At 68.2% G+C, this 20,722-nt stretch carries 14 protein-coding genes; 13 read left to right on the forward strand and 1 reads right to left on the reverse strand.

Going from position 1 to position 20,722, the window contains the following annotated elements:
* The first annotated feature begins 7 nt into the window (after positions 1 to 7).
* The 11 genes from EJ903_RS05505 (at position 8) to EJ903_RS05555 (ending at position 15,886) form a co-directional block, all read left to right on the forward strand.
* The gene (locus EJ903_RS05505; RefSeq protein WP_126612906.1) at positions 8 to 370 is read left to right on the forward strand and encodes a sarcosine oxidase subunit delta; all 363 of its coding nucleotides are present in this window, start codon (positions 8 to 10) and stop codon (positions 368 to 370) included.
* Positions 367 to 3,366, forward strand: a complete 3,000-nt coding sequence (locus tag EJ903_RS05510) for a sarcosine oxidase subunit alpha (protein ID WP_126612907.1) — start codon at positions 367 to 369, stop codon at positions 3,364 to 3,366. Before EJ903_RS05505 ends, EJ903_RS05510 begins: the two co-directional genes overlap by 4 nt.
* 7 nt (positions 3,367 to 3,373) lie before the next feature.
* On the forward strand, positions 3,374 to 3,913 hold the full coding sequence (locus EJ903_RS05515; protein WP_126612908.1) for a sarcosine oxidase subunit gamma: 540 nt from the start codon (positions 3,374 to 3,376) through the stop codon (positions 3,911 to 3,913).
* Between the two features lie 46 nt (positions 3,914 to 3,959).
* A complete protein-coding gene (gene glyA / locus EJ903_RS05520) occupies positions 3,960 to 5,234 on the forward strand; it encodes a serine hydroxymethyltransferase (protein WP_126612909.1) in 1,275 nt (424 codons plus the stop codon).
* A 46-nt stretch (positions 5,235 to 5,280) separates the two neighbouring features.
* Positions 5,281 to 6,159 (forward strand): formyltetrahydrofolate deformylase, encoded by an 879-nt coding sequence (purU, locus tag EJ903_RS05525; protein WP_174237250.1) that lies wholly within the window; start codon positions 5,281 to 5,283, stop codon positions 6,157 to 6,159.
* Positions 6,160 to 6,456: 297 nt separating this feature from the next.
* Entirely contained in the window at positions 6,457 to 7,935 is a 1,479-nt protein-coding gene (locus tag EJ903_RS05530; RefSeq protein ID WP_126612910.1) for a benzaldehyde dehydrogenase, read from the forward strand.
* Between the two features lie 12 nt (positions 7,936 to 7,947).
* Positions 7,948 to 9,066: an NAD(P)-dependent alcohol dehydrogenase gene (locus EJ903_RS05535; RefSeq protein ID WP_126612911.1), complete on the forward strand. Its 1,119-nt coding sequence runs from the start codon at positions 7,948 to 7,950 to the stop codon at positions 9,064 to 9,066.
* A gap of 98 nt (positions 9,067 to 9,164) precedes the next feature.
* The gene (locus EJ903_RS05540) at positions 9,165 to 10,838 is read left to right on the forward strand and encodes a DUF1302 domain-containing protein (RefSeq protein ID WP_126612912.1); all 1,674 of its coding nucleotides are present in this window, start codon (positions 9,165 to 9,167) and stop codon (positions 10,836 to 10,838) included.
* A 26-nt stretch (positions 10,839 to 10,864) separates the two neighbouring features.
* Entirely contained in the window at positions 10,865 to 12,223 is a 1,359-nt protein-coding gene (locus EJ903_RS05545) for a DUF1329 domain-containing protein (RefSeq protein ID WP_126612913.1), read from the forward strand.
* Positions 12,224 to 12,260: 37 nt separating this feature from the next.
* The gene (locus EJ903_RS05550; RefSeq protein ID WP_246015209.1) at positions 12,261 to 13,469 is read left to right on the forward strand and encodes a WD40/YVTN/BNR-like repeat-containing protein; all 1,209 of its coding nucleotides are present in this window, start codon (positions 12,261 to 12,263) and stop codon (positions 13,467 to 13,469) included.
* Positions 13,466 to 15,886 (forward strand): efflux RND transporter permease subunit, encoded by a 2,421-nt coding sequence (locus EJ903_RS05555; protein ID WP_126612915.1) that lies wholly within the window; start codon positions 13,466 to 13,468, stop codon positions 15,884 to 15,886. Before EJ903_RS05550 ends, EJ903_RS05555 begins: the two co-directional genes overlap by 4 nt.
* Positions 15,887 to 15,909: 23 nt before the next feature.
* Here EJ903_RS05555 and EJ903_RS05560 read toward each other — a convergent pair whose 3' ends face one another.
* Positions 15,910 to 17,841, reverse strand: coding sequence for a sigma-54-dependent Fis family transcriptional regulator (locus EJ903_RS05560; RefSeq protein ID WP_126612917.1), 1,932 nt, complete (start codon positions 17,839 to 17,841; stop codon positions 15,910 to 15,912).
* Positions 17,842 to 18,059: 218 nt separating this feature from the next.
* Between EJ903_RS05560 and EJ903_RS05565 the strand changes: the two genes are divergently transcribed.
* On the forward strand, positions 18,060 to 19,214 hold the full coding sequence (locus EJ903_RS05565; RefSeq protein ID WP_126612919.1) for a serine hydrolase domain-containing protein: 1,155 nt from the start codon (positions 18,060 to 18,062) through the stop codon (positions 19,212 to 19,214).
* 62 nt (positions 19,215 to 19,276) lie between these two features.
* Positions 19,277 to 20,689, forward strand: coding sequence for a methyl-accepting chemotaxis protein (locus EJ903_RS05570; protein ID WP_126612921.1), 1,413 nt, complete (start codon positions 19,277 to 19,279; stop codon positions 20,687 to 20,689).
* Positions 20,690 to 20,722: the final 33 nt, after the last annotated feature.

A 20,722-nucleotide genomic window follows, 5' to 3' on the forward strand; every position in this document is an offset into this window, starting at 1 on the left:
TGACGAGATGCTGTTGATCCGCTGCCCTTATTGCGAGGCCGAACGCCCGGAGGTCGAGTTCGTTTACGCCGGGGAGGCGCACATCACCCGCCCGACCAACCCGTCGGCGCTGTCGGACGAGGCGTGGAAGGACCATTTGTTCACCCGCACCAACCCGCGCGGGCGGCATTTCGAACGCTGGCGGCATCTGCACGGCTGCGGGCGCTTCTTCAACGCGGTGCGTGACACCGTCAGCGACCGGTTCGCCCTGACCTACAAGGCCGGTCTGCCCCGCCCGACCGACGCGGAGATCGAGGCGGCCAACGCCCCGGCGGCCCAAACCCCGGCAACGAACGCCCCGGCGGCCCAGAACCAGGAGGCGCGCTCATGACCAGCTTCCGCATCCCCGGCAAGGGCCGCCTGACCGCCGCCGCGCCGGTTCATTTCACCTTCGACGGCCAACCGTTCCAGGGCGTGGCGGGCGACAGCCTGGCCTCGGCCCTGCTGGCCAACGGCGTCCATCTGGTCGGGCGCTCCTTCAAATACCACCGTCCGCGCGGCATCCTGTCCGCCGGGTCGGAGGAGCCGAACGCGCTGGTCAGCACCGACCGGGGCCAGGGCCGCTTCGAACCGAACACCCGCGCCACCATGCTGGAGCTGTATGACGGTTTGGCCGCGACCAGCCAAAACCGCTGGCCGTCTTTGCGGCGCGACGTTGGCGCGGTGAATGACGCGCTCTACATGCTGTTTTCCGCCGGTTTCTACTACAAGACCTTCATGTGGCCGAAAAGCTTCTGGACGAAGGTCTATGAGCCGTTCATCCGCAACGCCGCCGGTCTCGGCCCCGCCCCGGTGGCGGTCGATCCCGACGTGTACGCCAGCCGCTTCGCCCATTGCGATCTGCTGGTCGTCGGCGGCGGTCCGGCCGGTCTGGCCGCCGCGCTCGCCGCCGGGCGCAGCGGCGCGTCGGTGATCCTGTGCGACGAACAGGCCGAATTGGGTGGCTCGCTGCTGTCGGAAACCGACGCGGGCATCGATGGCCGCAGCGGTTGGGGCTGGCTGGACGAGACGCGGGCGGCGCTGGCGGCCCTGCCCAACGTCACGCTGCTGCCGCGCACCACCGCCATCGGCTATTACCATCAAAATTTCCTGGGGCTGTGCCAGCGCCTGACCGACCATCTGACCGTGGTGCCGGACGGCGCGCCGCGCGAGCGTCTGTGGAAGGTGCGGGCCAAGCGCGTGGTGCTGGCGCAGGGGTCGATTGAAAAGCCGCTGGTCTTCGCCGGAAACGACCGTCCCGGCGTGATGCTGGCCGGGGCGGCGCGCGCCTATCTGAACCGCTACGGCGTGGCGGTGGGCCGCCGCGTCGCCATTGTCACCACCCATGACAGCGCGTGGCTGGCCGCCTTCGATCTGGCGCGGGCCGGGGTGGCGGTCGCCGCCATCGTCGACGCGCGCGGCACGGTTCCCGCCGGGCTGGTGGCGCGGGCCGAGGCGCTGCGCATCCCCACCCGGATCGGCTGGACGGTGACGGACACCGCCGGGCGGCTGCGGGTGGAGTCGGTGCGGATCAACCCGGTGGCGGCGGACGGCACGGTCGGGGCGGGGCAGACCCTTGCCTGCGACGCGCTGCTGATGTCGGGCGGCTGGACGCCCAGCGTGCATCTGTTTTCCCACACCAAGGGGTCGCTGCGCTGGCAGGAAGACCGCCAGATGTTCACGCCGGGCGAAACGGTGGAGGACGGTTGCCCGGTCGGGGCCTGCGCCGGTCGCTTCGGTCTGGCCGCCGCGCTGGAGGATGGGGCGGAGGCCGGGCGCGCGGCGGTGGCTGCGCTGGGCTTCACCGCCGAGGCGACGGCGCACCGGGTGACGGACGAAACGCCGCTGACCGGGACCAGCCTGCGCGAGCTGCCGACCGACCGCGACCCGTCGCGGATCAAGGCCTTCGTCGATTTCCAGAACGACGTCATGGCCAAGGACATCCGGCTGGCGGTGCGCGAGGGCTTCCAATCCATCGAGCACATCAAACGCTACACCACCACCGGGATGGCGACCGACCAGGGCAAGATTTCCAACATCAACGGTCTGGCCATCGCGGCGGACGCGTTGAAGCGCCCGGCCCCGGCGGTGGGGTTGACCACCTTCCGCCCGCCCTACACCCCGACCACCTTCGGGGCCTTCGCCGGCTACAACCGGGGCGACCTGTTCGAGGTGACGCGCAAGACGCCCATCGACGGTTGGGCGGAGGCGCAGGGCGCGGTGTTCGAACCGGTGTCGCTGTGGCGGCGCGCCTGGTACTTCCCGCAGGCTGGCGAGGACATGCACGCGGCGGTCGCCCGCGAATGCGCGGCGGTGCGCTCCTCGCTGGGGATGTTCGACGCCTCGACGCTCGGCAAGATCGAGATCGTCGGCCCGGACGCCGCCGAATTCATGAACCGCATGTACACCAACGCGTGGACCAAGCTGGCCCCCGGGCGCTGCCGCTACGGCCTGATGCTGGGCGAGGATGGCTTCATCCGCGACGACGGCGTGATCGGGCGGCTGGCCCACGACCGTTTCCACGTCACCACCACCACCGGCGGGGCCGCGCGCGTGCTGGCGATGATGGAAGACTATCTGCAAACCGAATGGCCGGATCTGAAGGTCTGGTTGACCTCCACCACCGAACAATGGGCGGTGATCGCGCTGCAAGGTCCCAACGCCCGCAAGCTGATCGAACCGCTGGTCGAGGGCATCGATCTGGCCGACAGCGCCTTTCCGCACATGGCGGTGGCGGAAGGCCGGATCTGCGGGGTCCCGACCCGGCTGTTCCGCGTCTCCTTCACCGGCGAGCTGGGCTTTGAAATCAACGTTCCCGCCCGCCATGGCCGCGCGGTGTGGGAGGCGCTGCACGAGGCCGGGCAGCGGTTCGGCATCACCCCCTATGGCACGGAGACGATGCACGTCCTGCGCGCCGAAAAGGGCTACATCATCGTTGGGCAGGACACGGACGGCACCTTGACGCCGGACGACTCCGGGCTGGGCTGGGCCGTGGGCAAGACCAAGCCGGATTTCGTCGGCAAACGGTCGCTGACCCGCCCCGACATGCTGGTCCCCCACCGCAAGCAGCTGGTCGGTCTGCTGACCGAGGATCCACAAACGGTGTTGGAGGAGGGGGCGCAAATCGTCCTCGACCCCAACCAGCCGCTGCCGATGAAGATGGTCGGTCACGTCACCTCGTCCTATTGGAGCGCCGCGCTGGGCCGGTCCATCGCCCTGGCGGTGGTCGAGGGCGGGCGGGCGCGGCAGGGCGAAACGGTGCATGTGCCGATGCCCGACCGGGTCCACCGCGCGACCGTGACCGGCACCGTCTTTTTCGATCCCGACAACACCCGTTTGAGCGCGTAGGAGGCCCATGGTGCCGCACGCCCCCGCTTCCCTTCTGGTGCGCAACGGCGCGCTCTCCGTCCGTCTCGCGGACGAGGTCGCCCGCTTCAGCCTGCGTCTGGCCCCCGCCGACACCGGCCAGGCCGCCGCCGCCTTCGGCGGGCCGTTGCCCGCCCGCATCGGCGCGATGAGCCAAAGCAACGGGCGCACCGCCCTGCAACTTGGCCCCGACGAGTGGCAGATCCTCGCCCCGCCGGGGGACGTCGACGCCCTGTCCGCCGCCTTTGCCGCCCTGCCGGTCCCGCACAGCCTGGTGGACATCAGCCACCGCGAGGTCGGGATTGTGGTGGAGGGGGCGGCGGCCACGCTTGCCCTGCGCTCGGCCATCGCCTTTGATCTGGAGGCGATGGCGGTGGGAACCGGCTGCCGCACCCTGTTCGACAAGGCGCAAATCCTGCTGATCCGCGAGGCCGCCGACCGTTTCCGCATCGAGGTCTGGCGTTCCTTCGCCGATCACGTCTGGGGTCTGCTGCGCGCGGCCAGCCGCGAAATCGATCTGGATCTGTGACCCCACCGGCCTGTGCCGGACGCCATCCAACCCGCGAGGATTCCGCATGACTCTGCCCACGCCCGCTTTGCAGGCCACCCTTGGTGATGCCGTCGTCGCGGCGGCGATCGCCCGCGAACTCCACCGCCAACAGAACGAGATCGAGCTGATCGCGTCGGAAAACATCGTGTCGGTCGATGTGCTGCTCGCCCAAGGTTCGGTTCTGACCAACAAATACGCCGAGGGTTATCCCGGTCGCCGCTATTACGGCGGTTGCCATTTTGTAGACGAGGTCGAAAGCGTGGCCATCGAGCGGGCCAAGCAACTGTTCGGGGCCGCCTTCGCCAACGTGCAGCCGCATTCGGGCGCGCAGGCCAACCAGGCGGTGTTCCTGGCGCTGCTTCAGCCGGGCGACCGGGTGATGGGCATGTCGCTGGCCCATGGCGGCCATCTGACCCACGGTTCCCCCGTCACCATGTCGGGCAAATGGTTCGATGTGGTCAGCTACGAGGTCAGCGCGCAGGACCAGCGCATCGATTACGAGGCGCTGCGGGCCAAGGCGCTGGAGACCCGGCCCAAGCTGATCGTCGCCGGTGCGTCGGCCTACCCGCGCGCCATCGATTTCGCCGCCTTCCGCCGCATCGCCGACGAGATCGGGGCCTATCTGATGGTGGACATGGCCCATTACGCCGGGCTGATCGCCACCGGCCATTACCCCGATCCGCTGCCGCACGCGCATGTCGTGACCACCACCACCCACAAGACCCTGCGCGGCCCGCGCGGCGGCATGATCCTGACCAACGACGAGGCGCTGGCGAAGAAGTTCAATTCGGCGGTGTTCCCCGGCAACCAGGGCGGGCCGCTGATGCATGTGATCGCCGCCAAGGCGGTGGCCTTTGGCGAAGCCCTGCGGCCGGAGTTCAAGACCTACGCCGGGCAGGTGGTCGCCAACGCCCGGATCCTGTGCGACACGCTGGCCAAGGGCGGGCTGGACATCGTGTCCGGCGGCACCGACTGCCACATGGTGCTCGTCGATCTGCGGCCCAAGGGCGTGACCGGGCGCGACGCCGAACGCGCGCTGGAGCGGGCCGGGTTGACCTGCAACAAGAACGCCATCCCCTTCGACCCGGAAAAGCCCGCCGTCACCTCCGGTGTGCGTCTGGGCACGGCGGCGGGAACCACGCGCGGTTTTGGCGGTGCCGAGTTCCAACGCATCGGCGAGCTGATCCTGACGGTGATCGACGCCTTGGCCGGAACCGACGGGACCGGCAACCCGGCGGTCGAGGAAACGGTGCTCGCCGAGGTCCGCGACCTGTGCCAGCGCTTCCCCATCTACCGCTGACCGTCACCGCCCTCCTCCTTCTCCTTCCCTGATGCGAGAACCCGCCATGCGCCCCACCTCCAACCGGTTTGTCATGACGGTGAGCTGCGCCAGCCGTCCCGGCATCATCTCCGCCCTGTCCACGCTGCTGGCGAACCGGGGGTGCGACATCGTCGAAAGCGCGCAGTTCGTCGATCACGAGCACGCGCGTTTTTTCCTGCGCATGGCGTTCGACGCCCCCCTTGATCTGGGTGGGGCGGGGCTGGAGGGGGAAACGGTCCTGTTGCGCGAGATGGAACCGATCCGCGAGCGCTTCGCCATGGATTTGTCCATCCGCGACGTGCGGCGGCGCTCGAAGATCCTCATCATGGTGTCGAAGATCGGCCATTGTCTGAACGATCTGCTGTACCGCCACAGCATCGGGGCGTTGCCCGCCGACATCGTCGGCGTGGTGTCCAACCACGACAGTTTCCGCAAGCTGGTGGAGCGCCACGACCTGCCTTTCCATCACCTGCCGATGTCCCCCGAGGTGAAGGCGGAGCAGGAGGCGGCGCTGATGGGCATCGTCGAGGACGGCGGGGTGGAGCTGGTGGTGCTCGCCCGCTACATGCAGGTGCTGTCACCGGCCCTGTGCCAGCGGATGGCGGGGAAGGTCATCAACATCCATCACAGCTTCCTGCCCAGCTTCAAGGGGGCCAAGCCCTACCACCAGGCGCACAAGCGCGGGGTGAAGCTGATCGGGGCGACGGCCCACTACGTCACCGACGACCTCGACGAAGGCCCGATCATCGAGCAGGAGGTGTCCCGGGTCGATCACGCGATGTCACCGGACGATCTGGTGGCGATTGGCCGCGACGTGGAAAGCGTGGTGCTGGCCCGCGCGGTGCGCCTGCACATCGAATCGCGGGTGATGCTGCACGATGAAAAAACCGTCGTTTTCCGGTGACGGCCACCGGGTGTTCTCATCCCCGCTTCATCACAGCATCACCATATGATGAATTTCATCAAAGCAAGCGGGGAAATTGTCATCAAAAGATGATTTCAAAACACCCCTTACGCTGTGTGCGCCGCGTCATGGGAACCAGCGGCACCCTTGAAGATTATAAACAATAACTGTTTTGCTTCGCGATAATCGCGCCCATCCCCAGTTCGGCACGCCGCTTGCTCTGTAAGGGGCAAAGGCGGGGTGCGGATCACACAGCTCCTCCATCCCGCCCGACGACGCGAAAGGGAGGATGATGCTGTGACGGTTGGCGAGGGAGATTCCTGCTTTCTAAACGCGGCGGTGTGGGCCGACCGTGTGTTTGACGGCGCGTGGCGGGTGCCGCAGGGCGGCGCGCGCGAGGTGCGCGAACCGGCGACCGGCGGCGTCCTGACCCGCGTCGGCATGGCCAACCCGCAGGATGTTGCGGCGGCGGCGCGGGCGGCGGCGGCGGCGCAGCCGGGCTGGGCGGCGCTGCCCGCGCGCGACCGTGCGGCGGTGTTCCGGCGGGCGGCGGACGCGCTGGAGCGCAACGCTGATGAACTGGTCCGGACCATCGTCCGCGAAACCGGCTCCATCCCGGGCAAGGGCCAGCACGAGGTGCGGGAGGCCATCACCATCCTGCACCGCGCGGCGGCGATGCCGTTGGAGGCGACCGGCCAGATTCTGCCCGCCGCCCCCGGTCATCTCAGCCTGGCGCGGCGGGTTCCGCACGGGGTGGTCGGCGTCATCTCCCCCTTCAACTTTCCGCTGATCCTGTCGCTGCGCGCGGTGGCTCCGGCGCTGGCCGTCGGCAACGCGGTGGTGCTGAAACCCGACCCGCGCACGCCGGTGACGGGCGGCTTCATCATCGCCCGCGCTTTTGAGGAGGCGGGCTTGCCGCCGGGCGTGCTGCACGTCCTGCCCGGCGGGGCCGACGCGGGCGAGGCGCTGGTGACGGATCCCAACATCCGCATGATCGGTTTCACCGGATCGACCAACGTCGGGCGGCGCATCGGCGAATTGGCCGGACGCCATCTGAAGAAAACCGCGCTGGAGCTTGGCGGCAAAAGCGCGCTCATCATCCTGGACGACGCCGATCTCGATCTGGCCGCGCGCAACGTCGCCTGGGGGGCCTATCTGCACCAGGGCCAGATCTGCATGGCGTCGGGCCGCATCCTGGTGCAGGAGCGCATCGCCCCGGCGCTGGTCGCGCGCCTGGTGGAAAAGGCCAGCCGCCTGCCGGTCGGCGATCCGGCGACCGGGACCGTGGCGCTCGGCCCGCTGATCGACGAGACCCAGCGTGACCGCGTTCACGCCATCGTGCAGGACACCGTGGCGGCGGGTGCCCGCCTGGAATCGGGCGGAACCTTCGAAGGGCTGTTCTACCGCCCGACCGTGCTGTCGGGCGTGCGCCCCGGCATGCGCGCCTTTGAGGAGGAGGTGTTCGGCCCGGTCGCCACCATCGCCACCTTTGCCAACGACGACGAGGCGGTGGCGCTGGCCAACCGCACCGACTACGGCCTGTCGGGTGCCGTGATCTCCCCCAACCTGGCCCGCGCCATGGCGATTGCGGACCGGCTGAACACCGGCATGGTCCATGTCAACGACCAGACCGTGGCCGACGAGTGCGTGAACCCGTTTGCCGGACGCGGGGCGTCGGGCAATGGCGGCGCGGTGGGCGGCCCCGCCGACTGGGAGCAGTTCACGCAATGGCGCTGGACCACGGTCAAGCCCACCCCGCCCGCCTACCCGTTCTGAGGAGGACCCGGCATGCGCATTCACGCCGCCGTTGCCCGCGTGCCCAAGGGGCCGCTGTCCATCGAAACCCTGGAGTTGGAAGACCCGCGCGACGACGAGGTGCTGGTCCGCGTCGTGGCGACCGGGGTGTGCCACACCGATCTTGTCGTGCGCGACGGCATGCTGCCCACACCGCTGCCGGTGGTGCTGGGGCATGAAGGGGCGGGCGTGGTCGAACGGGTCGGACGGTCCGTCACCAAGGTCAAGCCGGGCGATCCGGTGGTGATGACCTTCAATTCCTGCGGCACCTGCCCAAGCTGCGCCGACCACGCCCACAGCTATTGCCACGAGTTCTTTCCCCGCAACTTCTTCGCCGCCCGCCCGGACGGCACGACCGCGCTGTCGCGGGAGGGGGAGCGGATCCACAGCCACTTTTTCGGCCAATCCTCCTTCGCCAGCCACGCGCTGTGCCGGGAGCAGAACGTCGTGAAGGTCCCCGCCGACGCGCCGCTGGCGTTGCTGGGGCCGCTGGCCTGCGGCGTGCAGACGGGGGCCGGGGCGGTGATGAACGCGCTGGAGGTCACGGCGGGTCAATCCATCGCCGTGTTCGGCGCGGGATCGGTCGGGCTGTCGGCGGTGATGGCCGCCCGCGTGGTCGGGGCCACCACCATCATCGCGGTGGACATCAACGACGCCCGTCTGGATTTCGCGCGCGAGGTGGGGGCCACCCATTGTTTCAACCCACAGGCGGGCAGCGTCGTCGATCCGATCCTGGCCCTGACCGGCAGCGGGCTGAATCACGCGTTGGACACCACCGGGCGGGCGGCGGTCATCCGCGACGCGATGGCGTGCCTGGCCCCGCGCGGGCGCTGCGGCGTGCTGGGCGCGTCGCCGATGGGCAGCGAAATCACCCTGGATCAGGTGCATTTCATGAGCGGCGGGCGGCGTCTGATCGGCATCGTCGAGGGCGACGCCAATTCCGACACCTTCATCCCCACCCTGATCGCGTTGAACCGGCAGGGGCGCTTTCCCTTCGACCGGATGATCCGCGCCTACCCCTTCTCCGCCATCGACGAGGCGATCCATGACATGGAGGCCGGTCGCACGATCAAGCCGGTCCTGATGATGGAGGCCGCCCCCCCGTCCGCCTGACCGCAACATCCGCGTTTTTTGGAGACCAACGAACAAGAAAGGACGCCACCCCAAGGGCCGTCCGCATCCGAAAACCCACACACAGGGAAACGCACCGCATGAAACGGTATTTTCTGGCCGGTACGGCGTTGGTCGCCGTCGCCGTTGGCCCCGTGCTGCCCGCGCAGGCCGAAAGCTTCACCTTCGACGACAGCGATTTCAAGATCACCTGGGACAACACGGTCAAATACAGCACGTCCTATCGGTTGACCGATCCGAAATCGTCGATGCTGACCGACACCAACCTGGACGACGGCAACCGGAATTTCCAGGCGGGCTTCACCTCCAACCGCGCCGACATCCTGTCGGAACTGACGGTGGGCACCCGCGATTATGGGTTCCGCGCCAGCGGGGCGGCGTGGTTCGACACGCTCTATCTGCGTGACAACGACAACAATTCCCCGGCCACCGCCAATTCGACCAGCGTGTCCAACAGCCGGTTCACCGGGGCGACCCGCACCGTGCATGGCCGCAACGTCGAACTGATGGACGCCTTTGCCTATGGCAACGGCACGGTCGGCGACACCCGCGTGTCCGGGCGGTTGGGGCGGCATTCGCTGATCTATGGCGAGAGTCTGTTCTTCGGGGCCAACGGTGTCGCCGCCGCCCAGCAGCCCATCGACCTCATCAAGCTGTTGAGCGTCCCCAGCACCCCGTTCAAGGAGGTTCTGCTGCCGGTCTGGCAGGCGTCGGGCAATGTCCAGCTACGCGAAAACCTGTCCGTGGGCGGCTATTACCAACTGCAATGGCGCAAAACGCGCCTGCCGGCGGCGGGCAGCGCCCTCAGCTCGGCGGATTTCGTCGGGGATGGGGCGGAGCGCATCGTCGTTGGCGGCCCGGTGCTGCCCGGCGGTGGTCCGGCGGCCTTCTGGCGCGGCCAGGACATCAAGGCGCGCGACAGCGGCCAGTTCGGCGCGCAGGTGCGTTACACCCCGGACGACACCGATTATGAGCTGGGGTTTTACTTCGCCCAGTATCACGACAAGACGCCGCAGCTCTATTTCGTGCCCAACGCCCGGCCGACGCTGGGGCAGCTTCAATCCGGCAACATCGGCGAACTGCGCCACGTCTATGCCGAAAACGTCCGCACGGTCGGGGCCAGCGTCAGCACGGTGGTGGGACGCGCCAACGTGGCGGGCGAGGTGTCCTACCGCTGGAACGCGCCGCTGGTCAGCGATCCACAAACCGCGCTGCCGGGCGTGCTGGCCGACAACAAGGCCCACCCGCTCTACGCCGTGGGGCGGACGCTGCACGCGCAGGCGTCGGCCATCTACGCCTTCACCCCGAACAGCTTGTGGGACGGGGCGTCGATCGCCGCTGAAATCGCCTGGAACACGCGGGTCGGCATCGACAAGAACCCGCTGGCGCTCGATCCCAACAGCACCAAATCGGCGCTGGGCGTCCGCGCCGTCTTCACCCCGACCTATTTCCAGATCGCCAACGGGCTGGACGTGAACATCCCGATCGGCATCGGTTTCAACCCCTATGGCCGCTCGTCCGCCGTCGGCAATTTCAACGGCGGGGCGTCGCGCGGGGGCGACATCAGCATCGGGGCTGACTTCACGTACCAATCGACGTGGAATTTCGGCATCAACGCCACCCACTATTTCGGTCCGGCGGGTGTGCTGCTGACCGCCGCCGACCCAACCGCCACACCGGTTCAGAAGCTGACCTTCAAACAGACGATGGCGGGGCGCGATTTCATCGGCGCCTACGTGAAGCGTTCCTTCTGAACACCGAATTTCCAGGAGTGTGTTCCATGAAAGTGACCATGATTCTGGCCGCCGCCGGTGCGCTGCTGTGCGCTCACAGCGGGACCGCCTTCGCCCTTGTCACCGCCGAGGAGGCGGCGAAGCTGAGCACCAGCCTGACCCCGATGGGGGCCGAACGGGCGGGCAACAAGGAGGGGACGATTCCCCGCTGGGAGGGGGGGTACACCAAGCCGTTGCCCGGCTACACCCCCGGTGGCGTCCGCCCCGATCCCTTCGCCGACGACAAGCCGACCCTGACCATCACCGGCAAGAACGCCGCCCAACACGCGGAAAAATTGAGCGACGGCACCCGCGCGCTGCTGGCCAAACACCCCGGCCTGCGGCTGGACGTGTACCCCACCCGGCGCAGCGCGGCGGCCCCGCAATGGGTCTATGACAACACCGCCAAGAACGCGACCCGCGCCAAGCTGACCAACGGCGGCCACGCGGTGGAGGGGGCCTATGGCGGCATTCCCTTTCCCATCCCGACCAACGGCTATGAGGCGATCTGGAACTACCGCCTGAGCTGGCTGGGCGAGAGCGTGGAATATTCGCTGGGCACCTGGGTGGTGACGCCGGACGGCAACAAGGTCCAGGCGTCGGCGGGCGACGAGTATCTGCAATACCCCTACAACTACAAGGACGGTTCGCTGGACAGCTACAAGGGGATTTTCCAATACGGCAAATTCATCCAGAGCCGCCCCAGCTCGCGCGCCGGTGAAGCGATCCTGGTGCATGAATCCTCCAGCGCCGAGAAGGCCCGCGCCATCTGGCAGTATCTGGTCGGTCAGCGCCGGGTGCGCCGCGCCCCGTCGGTCGCCTACGACACCCCCGATTTCGTCACCTCGGGCGTGGGCTTCTTCGACGAGGCGTTCATGATGTTCGGCCCGGTCGATCACCATGATTTCAAGCTGGTCGGCAAGAAGGAGATGTATGTCCCCTACAACAACAACCGTGCGGCGGCCGCCGATCCCGACAAGCTGCTCGGCCCGCAGCATCTGAATCCCGATCTGGTCCGCTGGGAGCTGCACCGCGTGTGGGTGGTGGACGCGACCCTGTCCGACGGCAAGCGCCACGTCGTGCCCAAGCGCCGCTATTACCTGGATGAGGACAGCTGGCAGATCCTGATGTTCGACGGGTGGGACGCGCAGGGGCAGTTGTGGCGGCACAACTACACCCTGACCCTGCTGGCCCCCGATCTGCCCGCCCTGGTCGGGACGGTGATGTGGGGTGGCTATGACCTGCGCACCGGGTCCTATTATCTGAACGCGGCGTCGAACGGTCTGCCGACCCAGTACAAGGCGGTCCCGCGCCGCCCGGCGGACGCCTTCAGCCCCGACGATCTGGCCGGACGCAGCGTCCAGTGATCGGCCACCCCCTCGCATCTGTTCAGGACGAGCGCGCATGACAACCCGCATTTCCTTTGGGCGTGGCCCGGTGGCGGCGGTCGCCGTCGCCGGGGCGCTGGCTGCGCTGGCGGTGCCGATGACTGGAACCGTCCGCGCCGAAACCGCGAAAGCCGAGACCGCCAAAACCGAGGCTGGCGCGTTTCCGGTGCTGACGCAACCGGCGCTGACCACGCCCAAGGCGGCGGGGGCGGCCATGCTGGGCTTGGCCCGCGCCGGTCAGCGGCTGGTCGCCGTCGGCGAACGCGGCATCATCCTGCTGTCGGATGACCGGGGCGAACGCTGGCGGCAGGCCCGCGTTCCGGTCAGCGTCAGCCTGACCGCCGTCCGCTTCGTGACGGAGCGGACGGGCTGGGCCGTCGGTCATTTCGGCGTGGTGCTGCGCACCGACGACGGCGGGGAAAGCTGGACGAAGCAGTTGGACGGGGTGGCGGCGGCGCGGCTGGTTGCGCAAACCGCCGCCGATCTGGTCCGTCTGGGCGCGCCCGACGCGGAGGGCCTGCGCGAGACCTCCCTGCGACTGGTCGAGGAGGGGCCGGACAAGCCCTTCCTCGACCTCTTTTTCGCCAACGAGCGCGAGGGGATCATCGTCGGAGCCTACAATCTCGCCTTCCGCACCCAGGATGGCGGACGAAGCTGGACGCCGTGGATGCACCGGCTCGACAACCCCAAGGGGCTGCATCTTTACGGAATCGCCAAAGGGCAGGGACCGGCGGCGGGCGACCTTTACATCGTGGGGGAGCAGGGGGTGCTGCTGCGCTCCACCGATGGGGGGGAGCGGTTCACCGCCTTGCCCTCTCCCTACAAGGGCAGTTGGTTCGGCGCGCTGACCACGGCGGACGGCGGCCTGTTGGCCTATGGCCTGCGCGGCAGCCTCTACCGCTCCACCGACCGGGGCGAAAGCTGGACCGCCATCGACACCGGGGTCGCCAGCGGCATCGGCGCGGCGCTGGCGTTGGAGGGGAACCGGGTGGTGCTGGCCAGCCAGACCGGCGACCTGCTGACCAGCCGTGACGGCGGGGCCACCGTGCAGCCCGCCCCCGCCCGCAAGGCCCCCTTGACCGCCCTGGCCGACGGCGGCGGCGGGCGTCTGGCGCTGGCCAGCCTGCGCGGGGTGATGACGCTGGATCCGTCTGCGCCCTCCCGGCCCGCCCCCTCTCAATCCCCGGCCTCCTCCCAACCCCCGGCACAAGGATCCGTGCGATGAAAGCGGATGATGTCATGGACCATCAGCCGGTGGTGGCCCGGCTGGCGGATTTCGATCCGGCGTCGGGCGACCGGCTGGAACGCGCGCTGTTCAACCACCGCCCGCTGATCGTGCTGCTGTGCCTGATCGCCACGGTCATTCTGTCGGTGGCCGCGCTGCGGCTGGATCTGAACGCCAGCTTTGAAAAGACCATCCCGTCCCGTCACCCCTTCATCCAAGCCTATCTGGAGCATCGGGCCGATCTGGGCGGGTTGGGCAACGCCGTGCGCATCGCGGTGGAAACCACCGGCGACAGCATTTTCGACGCCGGGTATCAGGACACGCTGCGGCGGATCAACGACGAGGTCTATCTGCTGCCCGGCGTGGACCGCCCCTTCATGAAGTCGCTGTGGACGCCGACCACGCGCTGGACCGCCGTGACCGAAGACGGCATCGACGGCGGAACCGTGGTTCCCGATGGCTATGACGGTTCGCCGCGAAGCCTGGAGGTGCTGCGCGCCAACGTCGAACGGTCGGGCGAGGTCGGGCAGCTCGTCGCCACGAATTTCCGTTCCAGCGTGCTGTTCGTCCCGCTGCTCGAGGCCGATCCGCAGACCGGCAAGCCGCTGGATTACCGCGCCCTGTCCGACCGTTTGGAGGACATCCGCCAGCGCTACCAGACCGACCGCGTCCGCATCCACATCACCGGCTTTGCCAAGGTGGTGGGCGATCTGATCGAAGGGCTGGAACAGGTGATGCTGTTCTTCCTGCTGGCGGTGGCCATCGCCGGAGCGGTGGTGTTCGGCTACACCCGCTGCGTGCGCTCCACCCTGTTGGTGGTGGCGTGCTCGCTGGTGGCGGTGCTGTGGCAGTGCGGGTTGCTGGCGTTGAGCGGGTACGAGCTGGATCCCTATTCGATCCTGGTCCCGTTCCTGGTCTTCGCCATCGGCATGAGCCATGGCGCGCAAAAGATGAACGGCATCATGCAGGACATCGGGCGCGGCACGCACAAGGTGGTCGCCGCCCGTTACACCTTCCGTCGCCTGTTCCTGGCCGGGTTGACGGCGCTGCTGTGCGACGCGGTGGGGTTTGCCGTTCTCATCATCATCCCCATCCAGGCGATCCAGGATTTGGCGGTGATCGCCAGCATCGGCGTGGCCGTGCTGATCTTCACCAACCTGATCCTGCTGCCGATCCTGCTGTCCTATGTCGGCGTCAGCGCCCACGCCGCCGCGCTCAGTCTGAAAAAGGACCAGCAGGACGGGCCGGAGCGTCATTGGTTGTGGCGGGCCTTGGACCTGTTCACCCGGCGCGGCTGGGCGGCGGCGGCCATCGTCCTGTCGGCGGGGCTGGCGGTGGGTGGCTACGTCGTCAGCCTGGATTTGAAGGTGGGCGACCTCGACCCCGGCGCGCCGGAACTGCGGGCCGACTCCCGCTACAACCGCGACAGCGCCTTCATGGTGGCCAACTACGCGGCCAGTTCGGACATCTTCGTGGTGATGGTGGAAACGCCGAACGACCGCTGCACCAGCTACGCCACCCTGTCGGCGGTGGACCGGCTCGCCTGGTCGCTGGAACAGCTTCCCGGTGTGGAAGCCACCCATTCGATGGCCGGACTCAGCAAGCTGGCCGGGGTCGGCTTCAACGAGGGCAACGTCAAATGGTATGAGCTGATCGCCAACGACAGCGCGCTGGGATCGGTGCAGAACCACGCCCCGCGCGAGCTGTTCAACAAGGGCTGTTCGCTGCTGTCGCTCTACGTCTATCTCCAGGACCACAAGGCCGACACGCTGGCCCGCGTCGTGTCGGCGGTGGAGGCGTTCGCCGCCCAGGCCAACGGCCCGAACGTCCGCTTTGTGCTGGCCGCCGGCAACGCCGGGATCGAGGCCGCCACCAACATCGTCGTGCACAAGGCGATGCGCGACATGCTGCTGTGGGTCTATGGCGCGGTGGTGGTGCTGTGCTGGATCACCTTCCGCTCCTGGCGGGCGGTGCTGGTGGCGGTGCTGCCGCTGATGCTGACCTCGATCCTGTGCGAAGCGCTGATGGTCTGGCTGGGCATGGGGGTGAAGGTGGCCACGCTGCCGGTCATCGCGCTGGGCGTGGGCATCGGTGTCGATTACGCGCTGTATGTCTTGAGCGTGATGCTGTCCCATCTGCGCCGGGGGGCCAGCCTGTCGGACGCCTATTACCGGGCGCTGCTGTTCACCGGGCGGGTGGTGATGCTGACCGGCGTGACGCTGGCGGTGGCGGTCGCCACCTGGGTGTGGTCGCCGATCAAGTTCCAGGCCGACATGGGCATCCTGCTGGCCTTCATGTTCCTGTGGAACATGCTGGGCGCGCTGGTTCTGCTGCCCGCGCTGGCCTGCGTGCTGCTGCCCAAATCGGCCCGGCCGGTGGCGGACACGGCGTCCAAGCCGGTGATGGCGACGCTGTGATGCGGACGCGCGGCGCGGGCGGATCACCCCCCGCTGCCGCGCGTCTCCTTGGCCCCCGTTCCATACAGGCCGAGTTTGCGCAGGCGGTATTCCAGCGTCGGGCGGGTCAGCCCCAGGGCGCGGGCGGTGGCGGCGACGTTGCCCTTGTGCCGCTGGAGCGCGGTGGCGAGCAGACGGCCTTCCAGTTCTGGCAGAGAAGATCCGCTGTCCACCAGCGCGTCCACCGGGTCGCCGGTTCGGGTGGCCGGGCCGTCCATCCCCGGGCCGCCCACCCCCTGGCCAGTTGGGGCCACGCCTTCGGGGGGCGGGGAGGTGGACAATCGGGTGGGCAATGGGGCGGACGGTTGCGGGGTGGACGGTTGGGCGGGTGGTGGTGCGCTGGACAGGCGACCGTCGGCCAGCAGGGTGAAGGCGGTTTGCGCCATCGTTTCGCCGTCGCGGAACATGTGGATGATGTCGATCAGCCCATCATCCGGCGCGTGGACGACGCCGCGTTCGATCAGATTCTGCATCTCGCGGATGTTGCCGGGGTAGCGGTAGTTCAACAACGCCTCGGTCGCCCGCCGGGTGAAGCCGCGCGGGGAACGGCCATGCTCGCGGCTGTAGAAGGCCAGGAAATGGTCCATCAGCAGCGGGATGTCGTCGCGCCGTTCGCGCAGCGGCGGCAGCGTCACCGGAAAGACGTTCAGGCGGAAGAACAGATCCTCGCGGAATCGCCCGGCCTTCACCTCGTCGCGCAGATCGACGTTGGTGGCGGCGACGACGCGCGCGTCCACCGGGATGTTGCGGGTCCCGCCCACCCGTTCCACCTCGCGCTGTTGCAGGACGCGCAGCAGCTTGCCTTGGGCAACCAGGGAGAGGGAGGCGATTTCATCCAGGAACAGCGTGCCGCCGCTGGCCCGCTCGAATCGGCCCGGGCGCGAGGCGACGGCCCCGGTGAAGGCCCCCTTGTCCACCCCGAACAATTCGGATTCGACCAGCGTGTCGGGAATGGCGGCGCAGTTGACGGCGATGAAGGGGCCATTGCGCCGTGGGCTGAGGTCGTGCAGGGAGCGGGCGAACAGCTCCTTGCCGACGCCGGATTCGCCGACGAACAGCACGGTGGCCCGCGTCGTCGCCACCCGTTCCAGCAAATGGCGGGCGGCGATGAAGCTGGACGACAGGCCGATGACCGGGCCGTGCCCCGGCGCGGCGGCGGCGCTGGCCGGGGCCGGGGGGGATGGGGCGGGCGGGTGCCTCTCCTCGGCGGGCGGGCGGGGGGCGGTCCATTCCACCCCCAGCGCGGCAAGGTCGGAGGCCTCATCCCCCCATGCTTCGGCGGATTTCGCCACGCAACGGCATTGCGCCGCCCCCATGCCCCGGCATTCGGTTTCGCGGAACAGCACGGTCTTGCCCAAAAGGCGGCTGGTGTAGCCGGTGGCGTAGCCCGTCTGCATCCAGCACACCGGATCGGACGCCACGCCATAGGCGGCGAGATGCTCGCTCGCCTCGGCGGAATCGTGCCACAGGAACTCGCCCAGATAATGGCCGCGTTCCTGATCGAACTCGAACCGGCGGGTCGTGACCTTCACGAAGCCTTCCAGCATGTGCATGCGCGGGCCGGTGGCGAAGGCGCTCGCCAGATCCTCGTTCGGCCAGCGTTGCCGGACCAGATCGGCGTCGCGGGCACCCTGGGCGTAGCCGATGCGGGTGAAGAGCGCGCGGGCGCGCTCGATCCCCAGCGCGTCGATCAACTCCCGGCGCAGATGGCCGACGCTGGCCAGATCGATCAGCAGCATCCGGCGGTCGTTCAGCCAGATGCGCCCGTCTCCCAAGGTGAAGAACAGGCATTCGGCCAGATCCTGCAAGGTCGGGCTGGCCGTTTTCGGCAAATCGTCGCTGCTGCCGCGCTGCATCACCTTGCCGGACTGGCGCGACGCCTCGGCCAACGAGATGCGGTGGACGCTGTTGGTCATGCCTTCCCCCTGCCGTGTCCGCTGCCCTCCATTCACCAGAGCGCAGTTTGTTTATTCAGAAACGATGATAAAACCTAATTGATAAACAAACAAACAGTTATATATAATACCAAACAGCGCGTTGGAGGTCGCCTCGTCGTCAATCGTAACCATTTGATTCGTTTTGCTTATTCTCCGCTTGTTCCCTTCCCATCCCTCATGACGATGAGTCAACGATCATGACGAACCAAACCACAAACGGCTCCCCCCTTTCCCGCGCGCTTGACCAGATCCTTGATGGGGTGGTGGTTTCCGGGCGGATCGCCGGTGGAACCCTGATGGTCGCCCAAGACGGCGAGACGGTCTACCACCGTGCCTTTGGCCATGCCGACCGCGAGGCGGGCGTGGCCATGAGCGACAGTCTGCCGGTCCGCCTGGCCTCCCTCACCAAGCCGCTGGTGTCGGCGACGGCGCTGGCGCTGGTGGAACGCGGCGTGCTGGCGCTCGATGCGCCGGTTGCCGATTGGCTGCCGGACTTTCAACCCGCTCTGCCCGATGGCCGCCGCCCGGTTATCCGGCTCCATCATCTGTTGAGCCACACCGCCGGGCTGGGCTATCGCTTTCTGCAACCGCCCGATGGCCCTTATCATCAGGCCGACATTTCGGATGGGTTGGACATCGAGGGGCGGTCGCTGGATGACAATCTGGCCCGCATTGCCGCCGCGCCCCTGCTGTTCGAACCGGGCATGGGCTGGTGCTATTCGGTGGCGACCGACGTGCTGGGGGCGGTCATCGCCAAGGCCGACGGCGGCGATCTGGCCGAATCGGTGGCCCGCCGGGTGACGGAACCGCTGGGCATGATGCGCACGCGCTTTGGTGCGAGTGATCCGGGCGCGCTGGCTCCCGCCTACATCGATGGTGAAACCGGCGCGCGGCGGATGGCGGATCCCGACAGCGCGGCCTTTGGCCCGGCCCGCCTGTTCTACCGGCCCTCGCGCGCCTTTTCCCAGGATCGGTTCCCATCGGGCGGCAGCGGCATGACGGGAACCGCGCCCGATTACCTGACCTTCCTGGAAACGATCCGCACCGGCGGTGGTGCCGTGCTGTCGCCGGAATCCTGCGCGCGGATGACCGTTTCGGCCACCGGTGGGGCACCGGTGTTCATTCCCAGTCCCGGCTGGGGCTTTGGCCTTGGCTTTGGCGTGCTGACCGATCCGGCGGCGGCGGGCAGCCCCTGCGCGCCGGGAAGCTGGGGCTGGTTCGGCGTGTTCGGGTCGCATTTCTGGGTCGATCCGGTGCGCCGGATCACCCTGGTCGCCGTGACCAACACGGCGGTGTCCGGCATGGCCGGTCCCTTTGCCGACGCGCTGCGCGACACGGTGGTCGGCGGATGACGCCGGGCCTGGGGGAAGCGCCTCCAGGCCCATTCCTTCAACCTTTGTGGATTGCACGCATCATGACGCCTTCTTCCCCCGCATTGGCCGAGGCCGCCGTGGCCGTCGTTCAAGAGATTGATCGCCGGATCGGCGGCGTCGGTCTTGAGCTGGCGGACATCACCGCCAACGTGCAGGACGTGTCCGCCATCGTCCTGCGCCAGGGGGAACAGTTCCGCACCTTGCGCGGTGCGGTCGACGCCATGAGCGCGGCCAACGCCGACATCGACCGCAACGCCGGGCAGGCCAGCGCGCTCGCCGCCGCTGCGGCGACGGAGGCGGATGAATCCCACGCGGCCGTCGCCAACGCCGTGCGGGAAATCGCTGGTCTGATCGACGGGGTGGCGCGGATGGAACGCCAGTTGGCCTTGGTCAACGCCTCCCTGACGCAGGTGGCGACGGTGTCGCGGGCGATCCAGGCCATTGCCAAGCAAACCAACCTGCTGGCGCTGAACGCCACCATCGAGGCCGCCCGCGCGGGCGAGGCCGGGCGCGGCTTCGCCGTCGTGGCGACGGAGGTGAAGGAGTTGGCCCGGCAAACCCAAACCGCGACGGTGCAGATTGGCGACACCGTGCAGGCCCTGACCAGCCAGGTGGCCGGTTTGATCCGCGACAGCGCCACGGCGACCGCCAGCGCCACCCAGGCCCGCGCGGGCACCGGCCTGATCGAGACGGTCGTCGGGCGGATGGAGGGGATCTTTGCCCAGGTTCACGCCGCCACCCGCGACATCGCCGACCGGGTGCAGGGCAACCGGGAGCGCTGCGGCGCGGTGGAACGGGAGTTGGACGATCTGGAACCGGCGGTGGCGGGGTCGGCCCGTCATCTGGAGCTGGCCAACCAGCGGCTGACCGCGTTGCTGGAAACCAGCGAGGGGCTGATCGATTATGTCGGCACCAGCCCGATCCCGACCGACGAAACCCCGTTCCTGCGCGCCACCGCCGACGCGGCGGCCCGGGTGGCCGCCCTGTTCGAAGAGGCGCTGCAACGCGGCGACATCAGCCTGGACGCGCTGTTCGACGAAACCTATCAGCCCATTCCCGGCACCAACCCGCCGCAATTCCTCACCCGCTTCACGGCACTGACGGACCGGCTGTTGCCGCCGGTGCAGGAACCGCTGCTTGACCTCAGCCCGCGCATCACCTTCGCCACGCTGTGCGACCGCAACGGCTATCTGCCCACGCACAACCGGCAGTACAACCAGCCGCAAGGCCCCGATCCGGTTTGGAACATGGCGCATTGCCGGGGGCGGCGTCTGTATCAGTTCCGCTCCGCGCTGAAGGCCGCCCGCTCCCCGCGCCTGTCGATCAACACCATGCCGCGCGACATGGGCGGCGGTCGCCGCGTGCTCATCAAGATCATGAACGCCCCGGTCGTCGTGCGGGGACGGCATTGGGGGGCCTTCAGCACCGCGATCCTGCCCGACGCGGCGCGGTGACGGATCGGCGGCGTTCTGTATACAGTGTGGTTG

This window comes from Azospirillum griseum (assembly GCF_003966125.1).
GTDB lineage: Bacteria > Pseudomonadota > Alphaproteobacteria > Azospirillales > Azospirillaceae > Azospirillum > Azospirillum griseum.

Bases quoted from the DNA above. Each gene is read 5' to 3' on its own strand.
- EJ903_RS05550 (WP_246015209.1), top strand. From the start codon at position 12,261: ATGACAACCCGCATTTCCTTTGGGCGTGGCCCGGTGGCGGCGGTCGCC.
- purU (WP_174237250.1), top strand. From the start codon at position 5,281: ATGCGCCCCACCTCCAACCGGTTTGTCATGACGGTGAGCTGCGCCAGC.
- EJ903_RS05545 (WP_126612913.1), top strand. From the start codon at position 10,865: ATGAAAGTGACCATGATTCTGGCCGCCGCCGGTGCGCTGCTGTGCGCT.
- glyA (WP_126612909.1), top strand. From the start codon at position 3,960: ATGACTCTGCCCACGCCCGCTTTGCAGGCCACCCTTGGTGATGCCGTC.
- EJ903_RS05515 (WP_126612908.1), top strand. From the start codon at position 3,374: ATGGTGCCGCACGCCCCCGCTTCCCTTCTGGTGCGCAACGGCGCGCTC.
- EJ903_RS05555 (WP_126612915.1), top strand. From the start codon at position 13,466: ATGAAAGCGGATGATGTCATGGACCATCAGCCGGTGGTGGCCCGGCTG.
- EJ903_RS05540 (WP_126612912.1), top strand. From the start codon at position 9,165: ATGAAACGGTATTTTCTGGCCGGTACGGCGTTGGTCGCCGTCGCCGTT.
- EJ903_RS05535 (WP_126612911.1), top strand. From the start codon at position 7,948: ATGCGCATTCACGCCGCCGTTGCCCGCGTGCCCAAGGGGCCGCTGTCC.
- EJ903_RS05510 (WP_126612907.1), top strand. From the start codon at position 367: ATGACCAGCTTCCGCATCCCCGGCAAGGGCCGCCTGACCGCCGCCGCG.
- EJ903_RS05560 (WP_126612917.1), bottom strand. From the start codon at position 17,841: ATGACCAACAGCGTCCACCGCATCTCGTTGGCCGAGGCGTCGCGCCAG.
- EJ903_RS05565 (WP_126612919.1), top strand. From the start codon at position 18,060: ATGACGAACCAAACCACAAACGGCTCCCCCCTTTCCCGCGCGCTTGAC.
- EJ903_RS05505 (WP_126612906.1), top strand. From the start codon at position 8: ATGCTGTTGATCCGCTGCCCTTATTGCGAGGCCGAACGCCCGGAGGTC.
- EJ903_RS05570 (WP_126612921.1), top strand. From the start codon at position 19,277: ATGACGCCTTCTTCCCCCGCATTGGCCGAGGCCGCCGTGGCCGTCGTT.